The sequence below is a fragment of the Streptomyces sp. KMM 9044 genome, from assembly GCF_024701375.2.
Classification (GTDB): Bacteria; Actinomycetota; Actinomycetes; order Streptomycetales; family Streptomycetaceae; genus Streptomyces.
The window spans coordinates 2,093,038-2,111,207 of record NZ_CP113910.1; the positions used below are offsets into that span (position 1 = coordinate 2,093,038).

Annotated in this window: 9 protein-coding genes and 5 pseudogenes; 8 read left to right on the forward strand and 6 right to left on the reverse strand. The window is 73.0% G+C overall.

Annotated elements, in window-relative coordinates; all coding sequences use genetic code 11:
* Positions 1–195 precede the first annotated feature (195 nt).
* Positions 196–276, forward strand: a pseudogene (locus HUV60_RS09255) (muramidase); the annotation flags it as partial.
* Positions 277–388: 112 nt separating this feature from the next.
* Here the strand turns inward: HUV60_RS09255 and HUV60_RS09260 are convergent.
* The 4 genes from HUV60_RS09260 to HUV60_RS09275 form a co-directional block, all read right to left on the reverse strand.
* Positions 389–892 carry an ATP-binding protein gene (locus tag HUV60_RS09260; protein ID WP_257847871.1) on the reverse strand — a complete coding sequence of 168 codons (504 nt, stop codon included), beginning with the start codon at positions 890–892 and terminating at the stop codon, positions 389–391.
* A 274-nt stretch (positions 893–1,166) separates the two neighbouring features.
* The gene (locus tag HUV60_RS09265) at positions 1,167–1,934 is read right to left on the reverse strand and encodes an enoyl-CoA hydratase/isomerase family protein (RefSeq protein ID WP_257847870.1); all 768 of its coding nucleotides are present in this window, start codon (positions 1,932–1,934) and stop codon (positions 1,167–1,169) included.
* A 146-nt stretch (positions 1,935–2,080) separates the two neighbouring features.
* On the reverse strand, positions 2,081–3,988 hold the full coding sequence (locus HUV60_RS09270; RefSeq protein WP_257847869.1) for an ABC transporter ATP-binding protein: 1,908 nt from the start codon (positions 3,986–3,988) through the stop codon (positions 2,081–2,083).
* Positions 3,985–5,802 (reverse strand): ABC transporter ATP-binding protein, encoded by a 1,818-nt coding sequence (locus HUV60_RS09275; protein WP_257847868.1) that lies wholly within the window; start codon positions 5,800–5,802, stop codon positions 3,985–3,987. Before HUV60_RS09275 ends, HUV60_RS09270 begins: the two co-directional genes overlap by 4 nt.
* A gap of 298 nt (positions 5,803–6,100) precedes the next feature.
* Between HUV60_RS09275 and HUV60_RS09280 the strand changes: the two are divergent.
* Positions 6,101–6,672: pseudogene (locus HUV60_RS09280) on the forward strand (response regulator); the annotation flags it as partial.
* A gap of 59 nt (positions 6,673–6,731) precedes the next feature.
* Here HUV60_RS09280 and glgX read toward each other — a convergent pair.
* The gene (gene glgX / locus HUV60_RS09285; RefSeq protein WP_257847867.1) at positions 6,732–9,017 is read right to left on the reverse strand and encodes a glycogen debranching protein GlgX; all 2,286 of its coding nucleotides are present in this window, start codon (positions 9,015–9,017) and stop codon (positions 6,732–6,734) included.
* A gap of 330 nt (positions 9,018–9,347) precedes the next feature.
* Here glgX and HUV60_RS09290 point away from each other — a divergent pair, with 330 nt between their 5' ends.
* From HUV60_RS09290 to HUV60_RS09310, 5 genes and pseudogenes are all read left to right on the forward strand, one after another.
* On the forward strand, positions 9,348–10,568 hold the full coding sequence (locus tag HUV60_RS09290; protein WP_257847866.1) for a L,D-transpeptidase: 1,221 nt from the start codon (positions 9,348–9,350) through the stop codon (positions 10,566–10,568).
* Between the two features lie 513 nt (positions 10,569–11,081).
* Positions 11,082–12,248: pseudogene (locus HUV60_RS09295) on the forward strand (L,D-transpeptidase).
* A 190-nt stretch (positions 12,249–12,438) separates the two neighbouring features.
* The gene (locus HUV60_RS09300; protein WP_257847865.1) at positions 12,439–13,314 is read left to right on the forward strand and encodes a sulfotransferase family protein; all 876 of its coding nucleotides are present in this window, start codon (positions 12,439–12,441) and stop codon (positions 13,312–13,314) included.
* Positions 13,315–13,579: 265 nt separating this feature from the next.
* A pseudogene (locus tag HUV60_RS09305) lies at positions 13,580–14,020 on the forward strand (proprotein convertase P-domain-containing protein); the annotation flags it as partial.
* Between the two features lie 105 nt (positions 14,021–14,125).
* Entirely contained in the window at positions 14,126–14,647 is a 522-nt protein-coding gene (locus HUV60_RS09310; protein ID WP_257847864.1) for a DUF1990 domain-containing protein, read from the forward strand.
* A 45-nt stretch (positions 14,648–14,692) separates the two neighbouring features.
* On the opposite strand, the gene HUV60_RS09315 is transcribed toward HUV60_RS09310, so the two are convergent.
* Complete coding sequence (locus tag HUV60_RS09315; RefSeq protein WP_257847863.1) at positions 14,693–17,359, reverse strand: glycosyltransferase family 1 protein; 2,667 nt, start codon at positions 17,357–17,359, stop codon at positions 14,693–14,695.
* A gap of 295 nt (positions 17,360–17,654) precedes the next feature.
* Between HUV60_RS09315 and HUV60_RS09320 the strand changes: the two are divergent.
* A pseudogene (locus HUV60_RS09320) lies at positions 17,655–18,072 on the forward strand (S8 family serine peptidase); the annotation flags it as partial.
* Between the last annotated feature and the right edge of the window lie 98 nt (positions 18,073–18,170).

Sequence of the window (18,170 nt, forward strand, 5' to 3'; positions counted from 1 at the left end):
GGGGACGTTGTGGCGTGTGAGGTCACGGCAGGCCGGTCCCCCGAACGGCGAGAAGCCGACATTTCCACCACATGCGCGGGCGTCCTGTGCCACGGCGGGAGGAGTGATTCACAAGAGGAGTGGCCCATCCGGCTCCCCCGACGCCTCCGGCTCCACCCGGCTCCCCTCCCCTCACCGGTGCTTCAGGGAGACCTCATGCTGCGCGGCATCGACGTGAGCTCGCACCAGTCCTCGCCCTACGACACCGACGGTCTGTCCTTCGTCTTCGTCAAGGCGGCGTGACGCTCTCACCAGCGCACCCACGACCCCGTGGACACCAACGCCGCCGGTTTCCCCGACCACGCCGCCCTGGAGGAGTGGGCTCCCGCTCACCGGCCGGCGCTTCGGCTCAGCGGTCGGTGACGCGCATGTCGAACCAGGTCGTCTTGCCCCGGGGCAGGAGGTCGACGCCCCAGCGGTCGGCAAGGGCGTCGACGAGGAAGAGGCCACGTCCGCTGATGTCGAGTTCCTGAACCGGCATGAGGCAGGGCAGGCCGCGGGACGGGTCGCGGACCTCGACGCGGATCCAGCGGGGACGACGGCGCAGCCGGAGGCCGAAGACCCGGGCGCCGGTGTGGCGCACCGCGTTGCCGACGAGCTCGGAGACGAGGAGGACGGCGTCCTCGGTGATCGCCGCCCCGAGGCCCCAGTGGCGCAGGACCACGACCTGGGTGAGCCGGCGGGCGGCGGCCGCGGACTCCGGGCGGGACGGCAGCGGGACCTCCGCCTGTGACGGATCGCCGAACAACTCCAGTGCCCTTTGGGCGTGTTCGTCCTCGACCGTCGGCGACCAGCGCGACGCGGTCGCACGTCCGCCTCCCCGCGGCTGTTCCCTGCCCTCCAGCCCCGCCATGCCCCCCATCATGGATGTCCGGCGGGGCGTCCGGGGTCGTTCCGGCGGAATGCACCCCCCGCACGCCCCCACCACAGGGCAGCCCGGCGGCATATGCCTCTGGCACTTCGGAGGTGCCGACGGCCCACTCGGCCTGCGGAGACGGCTCGCTGCGCGGCAATCGACAGGCTCCCTCGACACGACAGGCTTAAGGGTGCGTTAAGGCTCCCATAAACCACCCCATCGAGGGATCCGGATCAGACGTCACGTCAATGACCATCCCCCGCAGGGGTGTTCACAGGAATCTTGCCTTGCCGGGGCCGTCCTCCACGAAGCTGCGCACCCCCCGCTCGCGGTCCTCGGTGGCGAACAGGCCGGCGAACCAGTTGCGTTCGACGGTGAGGCCGGTGTCGATGTCGGTCTCCAGACCGGTGTCGACCGCCTCCTTGGCCGCGCGCAGGGCGATCGCGGGGCCCTTCGCGAGTCTCGCGGCCCACGCGTGCGCCTGCTCGTAGACCTCGGCGGCGGGCACCACCCGGTCCACCAGACCCAGCGCCAACGCCTCGTCGGCCTTCACCTGACGGCCCGTGAAGATGAGGTCCTTGGCCCTGGACGGGCCGATGAGGCGGGCCAGGCGCTGGGTGCCGCCGGCCCCCGGGATCAGTCCGAGCAGGATCTCGGGCTGGCCCAGCCTGGCGCTCTCCCCGGCGATGCGGAAGTCCGCGCAGAGCGCGAGTTCGCAGCCTCCGCCGAGCGCGTAGCCGGCCACCGCGGCCACCACCGGCTTGGGAATGCGGGCCACTGCGGTAAAGGAGTCCTGCAGGGCGCGGGCGCGCAGGACCATCGCGGTGTGGTCCATCGCCTGCATCTCCTTGATGTCCGCGCCCGCCGCGAACACCTTCTCCCCTCCGTGGACCACCACGGCACGCACGTCGTCGCGGCGCGTGATCTCCTCTGCGAGCTCCTTCAGCCGGTCCTGCATGGCGGCGTCCAGCGCGTTCATGGGCGGGCGGTCCAGGCGGAGCGTGCCGACGCCCTCGGCTACTTCGAGATGTACGGTCATGGCAGCAGGTTAACGGCGACTAACGGCAGCCGGCCCGGTGCGGTCGATCACACCCGGCCAGGGGCCCGGAGGCCCCCGGCAGACACGGCACGGCGACCGATGCCGACGGCCCCGGTGCCGCACCCCGCACCGGGGCCGCTCGCGCGTTACGCCAGGCTGTCCCGCCAGGCCCGGTGCAGGTCCGCGAAGCGGCCTGTGCCCGCGACGAGTTCGGCCGGGGGACCGTCCTCCACGATGCGGCCGCGTTCCACCACCAGGACGCGGTCCGCGATCTCCACGGTGGACAGACGGTGGGCGATGACGACCGCCGTACGGCCCTTCAGCACCGTCGTCATCGCACGCTGCACCGCGCGCTCGCCGGGGATGTCCAGTGAGCTGGTCGCCTCGTCCAGGATCAGTACGGCGGGATCGGCCAGCAGCGCCCTTGCGAAGGCCACGAGTTGGCGCTGACCGGCCGAGATGCGGCCGCCGCGTTTGCGTACGTCGGTGTCGTAGCCGTCCGGGAGGGAGGAGATGAAGTCGTGCGCGCCGATCTCCTTCGCCGCCTGCTCGATCTCCGCGCGGCCGGCCTCCGGGCGGCCGAGGGCGATGTTGTCGGCGACCGTGCCCGAGAACAGGAACGCCTCCTGCGTCACCATGACCACCCCGCGCCGCAGCTCGGGCCCCGACAGGTCGCGCAGGTCGACGCCGCCGAGCAGGACCCGGCCGTCGGTGGGGTCGTAGAAGCGGGCGAGCAGCTTGGCCAGCGTCGACTTGCCGGCGCCGGTCGAGCCCACCACGGCGACGGTCTGCCCGGCGGGGAGGGTGAGGTCGAAGCGGGGCAGCACCTCGCCGCCGGTGCGGTACGCGAAGCGGACCCCGTCGAAGACGACCTCGCGGCCGGGGTGCTCCGACCGCAGTTCCGGCAGCTCACGGGGCGCCACCGGCTCCGGGACGGACGGGACCTGCGCCAGCAGACCGGCGATCTTCTCCAGCGAGGCCGCCGCCGACTGGTACGCGTTCAGGAACATGCCCAGCCGGTCGATCGGGTCGTACAGCCGCCGCAGGTACAGCACCGCCGCCGCCAGCACACCGAGCGCGAGTGTCCCCTCCGCCACCCGGTGGGCGCCCCACAGGACGGCCAGCGCGACCGTGGTGTTGGCGGTCACCCGGGAGCCGACGACATAGCGGGCCATCTCGAGGAGCGCGTCGCCGTTGGTCCGCTCGTGCCGCCGGTTCAGCTCCCGGAACGCGACGTCGTTGGCGGACTCGCGGCGGAAGGCGCGCACCGGGCGGATGCCGTTCATCGTCTCGACGAACTTCACGATCACCGCGGCGATCGCCGTGGACCGCTGCCGGTACACCTCGGAGACCCGCCGCCGGTACGACCGTATGAGTGCGTACAGCGGGACGAAGGACGCCACCGCCACCGCGCCGAGTCCGAGGTCAAGCCAGAGCAGCAGCACCGAGATGTAGACGCAGGACACGATGACCGTCACCAACTCCTGCAGGCCCTCCTCCAGCAGCTCCCGCAGCGACTCGACGTCCGTGGTGGAGCGGGAGATGAGCCGGCCCGAGGTGTAGCGCTCGTGGAAGTCGACGCTGAGTGCCTGCGCGTGCCGGAAGATGCGGCCGCGCAGATCCAGCAGCACGTCCTGGCTGACCCGGGCGGCGGTGGCGATGAACGCGTACTGCAGCACGCCGCCCGACGCCGCGCACAGCAGATAGCCCGCCGCCACCGCGATCAGCGGCCCGTGGTCGGCGGACCGGAACGCGGGTACGCCCCGGTCGATCGCGTACGCCACCAGCAGCGGGCCCGCCTGCACCGCCGCCTGCTGGAGCAGCAGCAGAAGCGCCGTCAGGGCGGCCCGGCCGGGCATCGGTGCCAGCAGGGAGCGCAGCAGGACCCCGCTGGCTCCCGGTGGGGTGGGCAGGACGTCCCGGTCGAAGGGGTCACCGGTCGCCGGGGCCGGCCGTGCCTCGTTCTTGCCGTTCTTGCCGTTCTTGCCGTTCTTGCCGTTCTTGCCGTTCTTGCCGTCCTCGTCACGGACGGGCGCGGTGGGGGCCGCCGTCATCGCTGCTCCTCCTTCTGTCCCACCGGGTCGCCGGCCATCAGGTGGGCGTACTCGGCGTTGGTGCGCAGCAGTTCGTGATGGGTGCCGACCGCCGTGATCCGGCCGCCGGAGAGCAGGGCGACGCGGTCGGCCAGCAGGACCGTGGACGGACGGTGCGCCACGATCAGGGCCGTGGTGTCCGCGAGCACCCGGCGCAGGGCCGCCTCGACCGCGGCCTCCGTGTGCACGTCGAGCGCGGACAGCGGGTCGTCCAGTACCAGGAAGTCGGGCTGCCCGACCACCGCGCGGGCCAGCGCGAGACGCTGCCGCTGCCCGCCGGACAGGCTCAGCCCCTGCTCGCCGACCTGGGTGTCGGTGCCCTGCGGCAGCGCGTGCACGAAGTCGGCCTGCGCCACGCCCAGCGCCCGCTCCAGCTCGTCCTTCCCGGCAGCGGCCCCGGCGCCCATCAGCACGTTCTCCCCCACCGCGGCCGAGAACAGGGCCGGCTCCTCGAACGCGACGGAGACCCTGCACCGCAACTCCTCGCGGGACAGCGCGGTGATGTCCGTGCCGTCGAGGGTGATCCGCCCCGAGGTCGCCTCGTGCAGCCGGGGGACCAGGGCGGTGAGCGTGGTCTTGCCGCTGCCGGTCGCGCCGACCAGGGCCATCGACTCGCCGGGACGGATGTGCAGGTCGACCCGGTCCAGGACGGGCGGGGACCCGGAAGGGGCGTCGGGGTAGCGGAAGGTGACGTCGTGGAAGCGCAGCCCGTCGTCGCCCGTGGAGGCGGCCGGCGTCCGTGCGCCGTGGGGGCCCGGCTCCTCCTCCTCGGTGTCCATCACCTCGAAGTACCGCTCGGTCGCGGTCGCCGCCTCCTGGCTCATCGCCAGCAGGAAGCCGATCGAGTCCACGGGCCAGCGCAGCGCCAGGGCCGTCGACAGGAACGCCACCAGGGTGCCCGCGGACAGGTCCCCGTCGGCCACCCGCATGGCCCCCAGCACCAGGGTCGTGCCGATGGCCAGCTCCGGGAGCGTCACGATGACGCTCATGATGGCGCCGAGCAGCCGGGCCTTGCGCAGCTCCGTCCCGCGCAGATCCTCGGACAGCTTCCGGAACACCCGGGCCTGGCTGCGATGCCGTCCGAACCCCTTGATGACACGGATGCCGAGCACGCTCTCCTCGACGACCGTCGTCAGATCGCCGACCTGGTCCTGTCCGAGCCGCGACGCCCTGGAGTACCGCTTCTCGAAGATCAGGCAGGTGACCACCACCGGCACGGCGGGAATCAGGACGACCAGTCCAAGAGCCCAGTCCTGGATCAGCATGATGATCACACCGACGAGGATCGTCACCCCGTTGACCAGAAGAAACGTCAGTGGGAAGGCCAGGAACATGCGCACCAGCATCAGATCCGTGGTCCCCCGGGACAGCAACTGCCCCGACGGCCACTGATCGTGGAACGCCACCGGCAGCCGCTGCAGGCGCCGGTACAGGCCCGCCCGCATCCCCGCCTCGACCCCCGCCAGCGGACGCGCCACCAGCCACCGCCGGAGCCCGAACAGCAGTGCCTCCGCGAGTCCGAGCAGCAGCAGGTACAGCGCGCCGAGCCACACACCCGCCGGATCCCGGTCGGCGATCGGGCCGTCCACCATCCACTTCAGGACCAACGGGATGACCAGGCCGATGCACGAGGCGAGGATCGCGACGACGGCGGCGGTCAGCAGCCGCGCCCGCACGGGCCGCACGTACGGCCACAGACGCAGCAACGTACGAACCGTGGAGGACGCTTCGCGCGTTTCGAGGGGTGGGGGCGGGGGTGGGAGTGTGGTGGCCATCAGCAGCGAGCCTACGGATCGTCACTGACCCTGCCCACCGAGTTTTGGCCGGACCATGCTCGGCCTTCGGACCTACGGCCTGCGGCTCGGGCCGGCCGTCCCCGGAGAACGCGGGAGTCGTATCACTCCATCAGCCGATCGGCTGATGCCTCCCCAGCGGGACGGCCGATGTGCGAGCCCCCCTCCCCCGGAAGGCTTGGTGCCGTGCCCGTCATCGAAGTCACCGATCTGCGCAAGTCCTACGGGGTCCGGCCCGTCGTGCACGGCCTCTCCTTCGCCGTCGAGGAGGGCGAGATCTTTCGAGTCCGGGCCCGGCTTCCGCGTCCTCGGCGAGGCGGCGAACGGCGTCGAGGCGACGGAGCGGGCCGCAGCCCTCGACCCCGACGCCGTCCTCATGGACCTGCGCATGCCGGGCGGTCCGGGCGTGGACGCCATCCGGGAGCCGGCCCGCCGGGGCGCGCGGGCCAAGGTGCTCGTCCTCACCCCCTACGACACCGACTCCGACACCCTGCCCGCGATCGGGGCGGACGCGACCGGCTACCTGCTGAAGGACGCGCCGCGCGAGGACCTGTTCACGGCCGTACGGGCGGCAGCCGAGGGCCGTACGGTCCTCTCCCCGGCCGTGGCCCCCGCCTGGTCTCCGCGGTCCGCGCGCCCACCGCCGAACCGCGGTCCGCGCCCCTGTCCGCACGGGAGCGCGAGGTCCTCGCCCTGGTCGCCCGGGGCACTTCCAACCGCGAGATCGCCCGCGGACTCTTCGTCAGGGAGGCGACCGTGAAGACCCGCCTCACCCACCTGTACGCCGAACTCGGCGTCAAGGACCGTGCCGCGGCCGTGGCGGCCGCCTACGACCGCGGCGTCCTCGGCTGAGACCGGCCCCCGGGCACGGGCCGCGCAACGGACCGGTGTCCGGCCGGGGGTGCGGCACGTCACCCGACCACGCGCAGCAGCAGCACCGTCCGTCCCGCGACCGTGATCGTCGTGTCCGCGAGGTGGGGCGTGGCCGGCGGGGACCCCTGGTCCTCCCGGCCGGTGTCGACGAGGACCTCGTAGCGCTCGGCCCATGGCGGACCCGGGAGGCGGACGTCCGCCGGTTCGTCGCCGGCGTGGAGGACGGCGAGGAAGCTGTCGTCGAGGACGCGCTCACCGTGCTCGTCCCGGTCCGGGATGTCCCGGCCGGAGAGGTACATGCCGAGGGTGACGGTGGGCGCGTACCAGTCCTCCTCGGTCATCTCCGTGCCCCGCGCGGTGAACCAGGCCAGGTCGCGCAGGCCTTCGGCACCGTGCGCGTGTCCGGAGTAGAAGGTGCGGCGGCGCAGCACCGGATGGCTGCGGCGCAGGGCGATCAGCCTGGACGTGAGGTCGAACAGGGCCTGCCAGCCCGGCCGGGCCAGCAGTTCCCAGTCCACCCAGCCGGTCTCGTTGTCCTGGCAGTAGGCGTTGTTGTTGCCGCGCTGGGTGCGCCCCATCTCGTCACCCGCGACCAGCATCGGCACACCCGTCGAGAGCAGCAGGGTGGCCAGCAGGTTGCGCAGTTGTCGCCGGCGCAGGGACAGGATGCCCGGGTCGTCGGTCTCGCCCTCGGCGCCGCAGTTCCAGGAGCGGTTGTCGTCGGTGCCGTCCCGGTTGCCCTCGCCGTTGGCCGCGTTGTGCTTGTGTTCGTACGACACGAGGTCACGCAGGGTGAACCCGTCGTGTGCGGTGACGAAGTTGACCGAGGCGTACGGGCGCCGCCCGCCCCAGTCGTACAGGTCGCTCGAACCGGAGAGCCGGTAGCCGATCTCCCGCAGGTCCGCGGCGCCGGGCCGCCAGAAGTCCCGTACGGCGTCGCGGTACCGGTCGTTCCACTCCGACCACAGCGGCGGGAACGCCCCCACCCGGTAGCCGCCGGGGCCCACGTCCCACGGCTCGGCGATCAGCTTCACCCCGCGCAGCACCGGATCCTGGGCGATCGCCGAGAGGAACGGGACGCGCATGTCGACGTCGTCCCCGTCCGCGGTGCGGGCCAGTGCCGCCGCCAGGTCGAAGCGGAAGCCGTCGACGCCCATCTCGGTCACCCAGTAGCGCAGCGAGTCCGTGATCAGGCGCAGTACGTGCGGCTGGACGACGTCCAGGGTGTTGCCGCAGCCGGTGTAGTCGGCGTACCGGCGGGCATCGGCCCGGAGCCGGTAGTGGCCACGGTTGTCGATGCCCTTCAGGGACAGGGTGGGGCCCAGTTCGTTCGCCTCGGCGGTGTGGTTGTAGACCACGTCGAGGACGACCTCGATACCCGCCGCGTGCAGCGCGCGCACCATCCGCTTGAACTCGCCGACCTGCTGTCCGCCCGTCCCGAAGGCCGCGTAGCCGGCGTGCGGGGCGAACCAGCCGACGGAGTTGTAGCCCCAGTGGTTGCGCAGCCCCCGCCGCAGCAGATGGTCCTCGTGCGCGAACTGGTGCACCGGCAGCAGTTCCACGGCCGTCACCCCGAGCCGCACCAGGTGGTCGATCGCGGCAGGATGGGCCAGCCCCGCGTACGTGCCGCGCAGTTCCCCGGGGATGCCCGGGTGCCGCTGCGTGAACCCCTTGACGTGCAGCTCGTACAGGACCGTGTCCGCCCACGGCGTCCCGGGCCGGCGGTCGTCGGACCAGTCGTCGTCGTCGTGGACGACGACCCCCTTCGGCACGTACGGAGCGGAGTCCCGGTCGTCGCGCACGGTGTCCGCGACCTGTTGGTCCGGCCAGGCCCGGACATGCCCGTACACCTGGGGCGGCAGGCCGGACGTGCCGTAGTCGCCGTCCACCGCGCGGGCGTACGGGTCGAGCAGCAGTTTCGCCGGGTTCCAGCGGGCACCGGTCCACGGGTCCCAGCGGCCGTGCACCCGGTAGCCGTAGCGCGTGCCGGGCAGGACGCCCGGCACGAAGCCGTGCCAGACCCCGTCCGTCAGCTCGGTGAGCCGGGCGCGGCTCTCCCCGCCGTGCCCGTCGAACAGGCACAGCTCGACGCCTTCGGCGCCCTGTGCCCACAACGCGAAGCCGGTCCCCGCCCCGTCCGGACCGGTCCGAAAGCGGGCTCCCAACGGGGCCGGCGGGCCGGGCCGCACGGGCACCGTCACCGGCGGCGGCGCGGTTGCCCGTACGCCGCTCACGGCGACGGCCGGGCGCCCGTCGCCGGTGACCCGGGCCCCGGGCGCCGCCTCCCGCCCGGCGACCGCCTCCTGCTCGGCTGCGCTGGACACCTGTCAGCCTCCCGCGGCTCGTCATGGGACGACGGCGGGCAGGGGGGTGCGGCGCCCAGTCCTCTGGGCGTTCCCCGGCTCCGGCCGCGGCTCCCCGGCGCGTCGTCCTCCCCTCAGTTCTGCCCAGAGCGTGCCGTGCACTCACGTCTCCCCGGGGAACGTCGGGGTGCGCCCCGGTGTTTCCCGGGGCGCACCCCGCGTCGCCCCCGGAGCGGGGGCGCGCACGCATGTCCCTGCGGGGTGCGGGGGCGGGGCCGGGCGAAGAGGGGTGCTTCCCCCGAGGGGAGGCATGGTCGTTTCCCCGCGGCGCACACCGTCGTTGGGTAGCGCGTGAGCCACGTACAAGGGCGCGCACTGCGCGCGAGGGCCGCACTGGCCGCCGTAGTGACATGGGCAGGACTGCTGGTCGGAGCCGTCGGCTGTACCTCGGACGGCCCCGTCGCGGGGGCGTCCGGCCCCCCGGGACCCGAAGAGGTGATCCGGGTCGTGCCCGCCGACGCCAGCAAGGAGGTGCGCCCCGGCCAGGTGCTGCGGGTGCGGGCGTCCGAGGGCCGGCTGAAGTCGGTCAGGGTCGTCCGGTCCCAGGACGCGCAGGAGTCCCCGGTCCCCGGCCGGATCTCCGCCGACGGGCGGAGCTGGAAGCCCGACGACGAACGGCTGGCGCTGGCCGCGAAGTACACGGTCGACGCCGTCGCCCTGGACGGCGACGGGCGCCGCTCGGCCCGTCACACCACCTTCACCACGTACGTCCCCGAGCAGCGCTTCATCGGCTATGTCGCCCCGGACGACCGTTCCGTCGTCGGCACGGGGATGATCGTCTCCCTGGCGTTCAACCGCGAGATCGCCGACCGCGCGGCGGTCGAACGCGCCGTCCGCGTCACCTCCCGTCCGGCCGTCGACATCCGCCCGCACTGGTTCGGCAGGGAACGCCTCGACTTCCGTCCCGAGAAGTACTGGAAGCCCGGCACCGAGGTCACCGTCGAACTGGACCTGCGGGACGTCGAGGGCGCGCCCGGTGTCTACGGGCTCCAGCACCGCACGTTCTCGTTCACCGTCGGGCGCGGTCAGGTCTCGGTGGTCGACGCGTCCCGGCACACGATGGAGGTGCGCCGGGACGGCGAGGTGCTCGCCACCGTGCCGGTCACGGCCGGAGCGCCCAGGACCCCCACGTACAACGGGAAGATGGTGATCACCGAGATGCTCGAGGTCACCCGGATGGACAGCCGCACGGTCGGCTTCGGCGGCGAGTACGACATCCCCGACGTCCCGCACGCCATCCGCCTGACCGACTCCGGCACCTTCCTGCACGGCAACTACTGGGCCGAGAACGACGTCTTCGGGGACACCAACGTCAGCCACGGGTGCATCGGTCTGCGGGATGTGAAGGGCGGCGGCGCGAGCACTCCCGCGGGCTGGTTCTTCGACCGCAGCCTCGTCGGCGACGTCGTCGAGGTGGTCAACAGCAAGGACCGGACGGTCGCCCCGGACAACGGCCTCGGCGGCTGGAACACGAGCTGGGAGAAGTGGGCGAAGGGCAGCGCCGTGAAGTGACCCCCCGACGTGCCCCCGGCACGTCTCCCGCACGGTCCCCGACGCAACCCCGGCACGGCCTCGGCGTGGCCCTGGCGCGGCCCCTGGGTGACGTGCTGGGGCCACACTCTTTGCGCGGACGGCCGAAAGGGCGCTCCGGTTGTGCGCCTCAGAAGGTGAAAGCCGGAACGGAACGGTGACACACCAGCCGCGTCCAACCCTCCTGGCCTGCGGTTGCTATGCGCCGAAGCGCGAGAGGCGTGCGGGGGCGCGGGTCGGGCCAGGCCCGCCGAAAGGGCGCTCCGGTTGTGCGCCTCAGAAGGTGAAAGCCGGAACGGAACGGTGACACACCAGCCGCGTCCAACCCTCCTGGCCTGCGGTTGCTATGCGCCGAAGCGCGAGAGGCGTGCGGGGGCGCGGGTCGGGCCAGGCCCGCCGAGGGGAGAAACAAGTGAACGCGGGGCCGATATCGGGGCGTCGGTCGGCGCGCGCGGGCGCGGCGGCGGGAAGCTCGCCGCACTGGCACCCGGGGTGATGCTCGCGGTCGCCGCCTGCGGCGGCGGGAGTACCGGCTCGGGCGCCGGGTCCGGCTCGCAGGACGACAGGCCCAAGGACCCCACCGCGGCGGTGAGCAAGCAGCCCGAGGCGGTCATCGGCATAGCGCCCGAGGACGGCGCCGAGTCGGTGAGGACCAGCGGAGCACTCAAGGTCGACGCGGCCGGGGGAAGACTGACCGAGGTCGTCGTCAAGAACCCGGACGGCGAGAGGGTCGACGGGGAGATATCCGGCGACGGCGCCCGCCGGAGGCCGTCGACCCACCTGGCTGCCTCCGCCAAGTACACCGTGCACGCGGTCGCCGAGGACTCCGCCGGCCGCACCGCCGCCGAGGACTCCAGTTTCACCCCGCCGACCCCCGAGAACACCTTCGTCGGGACCTTCACCCCCGAGGGCGGTTCCAAGGTCGGCGTCGGAATGCCGTTCTCGCTCCGCTTCACCCGGGGCATCACCAACCCCGGGGACGTCGAGAAGGCCATCACCGTCAGGACCGAGCCGGCCGTCGAGGTCGGGGGCCACCGGTTCGGCAACGACCGCCTCGACTTCCGGCCCGAGAAGTACGGGAAGGCCGGCACCGAGGTCACCGCCGGCCTCAACCTCGACGGCGTCGAGGGCCGCCCCGGTGTCTACGGCGAGCAGGCCAAGTCCGTCTCCTTCGCCATCGGCCGCAGCCAGGTCTCCGTCGTCGACGCCAAGAAGCTCACCATGAAGGTCGAGCGGGACGGCAAGGTCATCAAGACGATCCCGGTCACCACCGGTGCCCCGGCGCCGCGACCTGGAACGGCCGGATGGTCATCAGCGAGCGGCGCGTGGTCACCCGGATGAACGGCGAGACGGTCGGGTTCGGCGGCGAGTACGACATCGAGGACGTCCCGCACGCCATGCGCCTGAGCACGTCGGGCGGGGACCTTCATCCACGGCAACTACTGGGGCGGCGGCGCCTGCGGCAACGACGCCGCCAGCCACGGCTGCATCGGCCTGCGCGACACCCGTGGCGGCTGGGACAAGAAGGCCCCGGGTTCCTGGTCCTTCGAGAACTCCGTGATCGGTGACGTGGTCGTCGTGAACAACTCCAACGACGCCACCATCGCCCCGGACAACGGACTCAACGGCTGGAACATGTCCTGGGAGGAGTGGAAGGCGTAGCAGCGGGCCCCCCGGCCGTCCCGCGCCCTCCGGCCGAAGCCTTCCCACGAAGAATTAAGGAAGGGCCGAAGTGCCTGGTGGCGGCCGGTGTGTGCGGACCGGCCGCCCCGGCGCGTCGCCTCCCGGACACCTCACGTTCGTCCGCCACCCCTGGACTGCAGCCAGCGCACGGCGAGAAAGAGGTGGCACGGTGAAGGACCCGCGAATCTCCGCGATCGGCAAGGGGCTGAGGCGTCGGGGGAGGCTGATGGCGCAGGCCGTCAGCCCGCCGCGCCGCCGCCTCGACGCGGTGCCGGCCCCCCGGCCCGGGGCGGCCCCGTACGCCGCCCCGCCCGCGCCACGTCTGGTGGAGTCACCGGTGTTCGTGCTGTCCTCGGTGCGCTCCGGATCGACGCTGCTGCGCGTCCTGCTGAACAGCCACAGCCGTATACGCGCCCCGCACGAGATGCACCTGCGCACCCTGCACGTCCAGTTGTCCCGGTCCTTCAGCGTGGACGCCATGCGGGCCCTGCAGCTGGACCGGGAAGAACTCGAGCACCTCCTGTGGGACCGGGTGCTGCACCTGGAACTGACCCGCAGCGGCAAGGACGTCATCGTCGACAAGACCCCGCCCAACACCCTCGTCTGGCCCCGGCTGCACCGATGCTGGCCCGGCGCACGCCGCATCGTCCTGCTGCGCCACCCGGGAGCGGTCGTCGCCTCCCTGACCGCCCGCCGCACCGACCCGGACCACGCGGCCATCCGCGCCGAGGTCCTCGGCTACGCAGAGAAGCTGGAGGAGGCGCGGCACGCCCCCGGCGCCCACGTGATCTCCTACGAGGAGCTCACCACCGCACCGGAGCGGGTGACCCGGGGCGTGTGCGACTACCTCGGCGTGCCCTGGGAGCCCGGCATGCTCGACTACGGCAGTAAGGACCACGGGGCCTTCCGCCCTCAGCTGGGCGACTGGTCCGACACCATCAGATCCGGCCGCATCCACACCGCCCGCCCGGCCGCCCCGGACACCGAACTCCCTCCCCGCCTGCGCGAACTGGCCCGCGCCTGGGGCTACACCGAGGGCCCCTAGGAGGTCCTGTCCGGAGTTTCCCGTCGTCGCCCGAAGGGCGGCCCTGCGGTGTCTGGTGCGCGCATCGGTGTGCGGCCGGACCGCCCTCGTACCGGACGTACCCGGGTGATCCGGCCGTGCGGCGAGGTGCCGTGCCGGACGCCACACCTGCGGCTCGGCCGAAGCCCACCGCGGAGTCGGTACCGCTCACCCCCGCCCAGCGCGCCGAGCTGATCCGCGAGGCGGACGCCACCAAGACGGACACCCCCGAGGACCTCGGTCTGGGGCGGTGCAGGACGCCTGGGCCGGCATCAACGTCGGCGCGCTGGGCGGGGGTGAGCGGTTGCGGTGGCGGTGGCGGTGGCGGTGGCGGTGGCGGCACCACCTTCGAGAACACCACCGACGTGTCCATCCCGGACAACGGCGCGGCCGTCACCTCGTCGGTCACCGTGACCGGGCAGGCGGGCAACGCTCCCTCCGGCCTCCGGGACCGGTCGACATCGTGCACACCTGGCGCGGTGACCTCGTCGTCGACCTGCTGGCCCCGGACAGGACGGCGTACCGCCTCAAGAGCCGCAGCTCCGGCGACTCCGCGGACAACGTCAACGAGACCTACACGGTCCACGCCTCCTCCGAAACCGCCAACGGCATCTGGCGGCTGAGGGTGCAGGACCAGGCCGCCCGGGACACCGGCCACATCAACAGCCGGGGACCCACCTTCCCGTAGGCCGCCGCAGGCAGCACACGGAACGGGGCGCCGCCCCGGAGGCCGGACCTCCGGGGCGGCGCCCCCCCGTCGACGGCTCCGGGCGCCGCCCTACTCTTGGGTCCCATGTCTTCGGCGGACTTCACCTACGACCACGTCGGCGCGACCCGTGAGCCGGGTTTCTGCCCTCCCGGATTCCATCCCCTGCACGTCCGCACCCGCCTCGGCGAGGGCGAGGCGGTCTTCCGCCAGGGCGCGCAGGCGGTCCTGTCCTGGGAACTGCACCGGGCCCTGGGGGTCGGGTTCGACACCGGCGCCGACCGTGCGACGCCCGGTGCCGACGTCACCGTCACGCTCGCCGGAGTGGTCCGGGCACCCTGCCGGGTGGTCTGGACGGTGGAGGAACACCGCAGAGCCGGCTGGGCGTACGGCACCCTGCCCGGTCATCCGGAGTGCGGTGAGGAGGCCTTCGTCGTGGACCGCACCGGTGACGGGACGGTGTGGCTGACCGTCTCGGCGTTCAGCAGGCCGGCCAGGTGGTACGCGCGGGCGGCCGGCCCGGCCGGCCGTGGCCTGCAGCAGGCCTGGGCCCGCCGCTGCGGCACGGTGCTGCGCCGCCTCGCGACGAAGGGCCTCGGGGAGTCCTGAGGACTCCCCGAGGCCCTTCGTCCCCATCCGTTCACTCGCCGCGCCTCACCTCATCAGCAGCCCCGCCGCCCCCAGGACCTCCTCCGAGGGGACCGCGACCAGGCCCAGTTCCGTGCCCTGCGCCAGCAGCCGGTGGCTGGGCAGGATACGGACCGTGTAGCCGAACGGTCCGGTGCGGTCCAGGGCGAGCGGGCCCTCGTACACCCAGCGGCCCTCCAGGTCGGCGGCGCCCACCGGCTTCAGCGGTACGGGGGTCGCGTCGGCGATGCGGTCCTCCTCGTCCACCCGCCCGGAGACGGCCTGGACCTCGACGTCGTCCGGGCCGAGGTCGCCGAGGCCCACGCGCACCCGCAGCCCGAGCGTGGTGCCGAGTTCCGCGGTGCCCGGTGTCTCCGACGTCTCGACGTGGTCGACGCTCACCCCGTGCCAGGCGGCGCGCACCCGGGACTTCCACCGGGCGAGGTCCCGCGCGGCGTCCGGATCCATCGCGCGGTGGCTGCCGGCGGCGGGCGCGTACAGGCGCTCGACGTACTCGCGGACCATCCGGCCGGCCAGCACCTTCGGGCCGAGCAGGCTCAGGGTGCGCCGGACCATCTCCAGCCACCGGTCCGGCAGCCCGCTCCCACCCCGCTCGTAGAAGCGCGGGGTGATCCGCTGCTCCAGCAGGTCGTAGAGCGCGGCGGCCTCTACGGCGTCGCGCCGGTCCGGGTCGTCCCCCACCGCCGAAAGCGTGGAGGTGCCCCCGTCCACCCCGTCCGCGGTGGGAATGGCCCAGCCGAAGTCGGGCTGGAACCACTCGTCCCACCAGCCGTCCAGCACCGAGAGGTTGAGACAGCCGTTGAGCGCGGCCTTCATGCCGCTGGTGCCGCACGCCTCCAGCGGACGCAGGGGGTTGTTCAGCCAGATGTCGCAGCCCGGGTAGAGCTTCTGCGCCATCGCCATGCCGTAGTCGGGCAGGAACACGATCCGGTGCCGGACGCGCGGGTCGTCGGCGAACCGGACCAGCTCCTGGATGAGCCGCTTGCCGCCCTCGTCCGCCGGGTGAGCCTTGCCCGCGACCACGATCTGCACCGGCCGCTCGGGGTGCAGCAGCAGGTTCGTCAGCCTGCCCTGGTCCTGCAGCATCAGCGTCAGCCGCTTGTACGAGGGGACCCGCCGGGCGAACCCGATGGTCAGCACGTCCGGGTCGAGCACCCGGTCGATCCAGCCCAGCTCCGCCGTCCCGGCGCCGCGCTGCCGCCAGGAGGCGCGCAGCCGCTCCCGCACCTCCATCACCAGCAGGGCGCGCAGGGACCGGCGCAGCTCCCAGATGTCCTCGTCCGGGATGTCGGCGACCGAGTCCCAGCGGTCCGATCCGCCGACGGCCAGCGCCTCCTCGGCCCGCTCTGCGCCGATCTGCCGGGCGCCGAGCCGGAACACCTCGGGGGCGACCCAGGTGGGCGCGTGCACCCCGTTGGTGACGGAGGTGATGGGCACCTCCTCGGGGTCGAACCCGGGCCACAGCCCGGCGAACATCCCGCGGCTGACACTGCCGTGCAGCAGGGACACGCCGTTGGCGCGCTGGGCGAGGCGCAGGCCCATCACGGCCATGTTGAACAGACCGGGCTCGCCGCCGGGGTACGTCTCCCTGCCGAGCCTGAGGACACGGTCGACGTCGATGCCCGGCAGTTCGGTGTCGGGGCCGAAGTGGCGGGCGACCAGATCGCGGTCGAAGCGGTCGATGCCGGCCGGTACGGGGGTGTGCGTGGTGAACACGGTCCCGGCCCGGACGGCCTCCAGGGCGGCGTCGAACTCCATCCCCTCGGAGCCCAGTTCGGCGATGCGCTCCAGACCGAGGAAACCGGCGTGGCCCTCGTTGGTGTGGAACACCTCGGGCGGTGCGTGCCCGGTGAGCCCGCAGTACGCGCGCACCGCCCGGACTCCTCCTATGCCGAGCAGCATCTCCTGGAGCAGCCGGTGCTCGCTGCCGCCGCCGTAGAGCCGGTCGGTGACGCCGCGGGCGCCGGGGTCGTTCTCCTCGACGTCGGAGTCGAGCAGGAGCAGCGGGACCCTGCCCACCTGGGCCAGCCAGATCCGGGCGCGCAGCGACCGGCCGCCGGGCAGGGCGAGGCTCACCAGGGCGTGCCTGCCGTCGGGTTCCTCGAGCTGGACGAGGGGCAGCTCGTTGGGGTCGAGGACGGGGTAGTGCTCCTGCTGCCAGCCGTCCCGGGACAGGGTCTGGCGGAAGTAGCCGTGCCGGTAGAGCAGGCCGACGCCGATCAGCGGGACGCCGAGGTCGCTGGCGGCCTTGAGGTGGTCGCCGGCGAGGATGCCGAGCCCGCCGGAGTACTGCGGCAGGGCGGCCGTGATGCCGAACTCCGGAGAGAAGTAGGCGATGGAGGCGGGCAGTTGGTCGCTATGCGGCCGGGTGCCGGACTGGGTCTGGTACCAGCGGTCGCCGGTCATGTACGAGTGCAGGTCGTCCGCGGCCGCGTCGAGGCGGTCCAGGAACGCGCGGTCGCCGGCCAGCTCGGCGAGCCGCTCGGGCCCCACGCCGCCCAGCAGCCGTACGGGGTCGCGGCCGCAGGCGGCCCAGCCTTCGGGGTCGACGGACTGGAAGAGGTCGCCGGTCGGAGTGTGCCAGGACCAGCGCAGATTGCGGGCCAGGTCACTGAGGGGCTGGAGGGGGTCGGGGAGAACGGGTCGGACGGTGAATCGACGGATCGCCTTCAAATTCCACCTCGGCGCGAGTCGCGGTGCGGAGGGACGGCACTGTGCGTCCGGTCGTCCCGTACGACACTACCGGCGGAAACGGCATCCACGGCGGAAGTCGGACAACCCGGCACCGGCGTACCCTCACCCAAACGATTCGCCGCGCGGCGGACATGGCCGGTTCCCCACCTGTAGGCGTCCTTGCGGGGCTTCGTTCCGCACGAGACGCTGCCACGGTGGCGTGCCGGCCGCGCCGGGTGCACCCCGGCCCGCGGCGCCGTACGCCGAGCCGAGGAGGAGAACTCCGGCCATGGCGCTGAACACCACCCTCCGCGCCTCCATCGCGTCCGGCGTCAGCTGCACGGTCGCCGCGGGCGACGAGGGCGGGCCGGCCGCGCTGTACTCGCCGGCGGGGGCCGGACAGGCGATCACGAGGGGCGCGACCGGTCGGCAGGACAAGAAACCGGCCTTTTCGAACCACGGCTCGGCCGTGGGTCTGTTCGCCCCCCGGGGCCGCCATCACGTCGGCGGCCACCGCGAGCGACACCGGGCGGGTCACCGCCTCGGGCACGTCGATGGCGTCCCCGCACGCGGCGGGCGCCGCGGCACCGCATCTCGCCGGGCACCCGCGGGCGACTCCGGCTCAGGTGACGAAAGGCCTGGTCAAGGAGGCGGCGGCCGGGAAGGTCGGCGGCTGCGGACTCGGGTCGCCGAACCGGCTGCCGCGGACGCCGACGCCCTGGTGCGGCGTTCCCGGGCCCCGCGCCCCAACCGCCGACGGCGTCGGCGGGGGAACGGGCGACGGCGTGGGAGCGGGTCCGCCGAGAGCCGG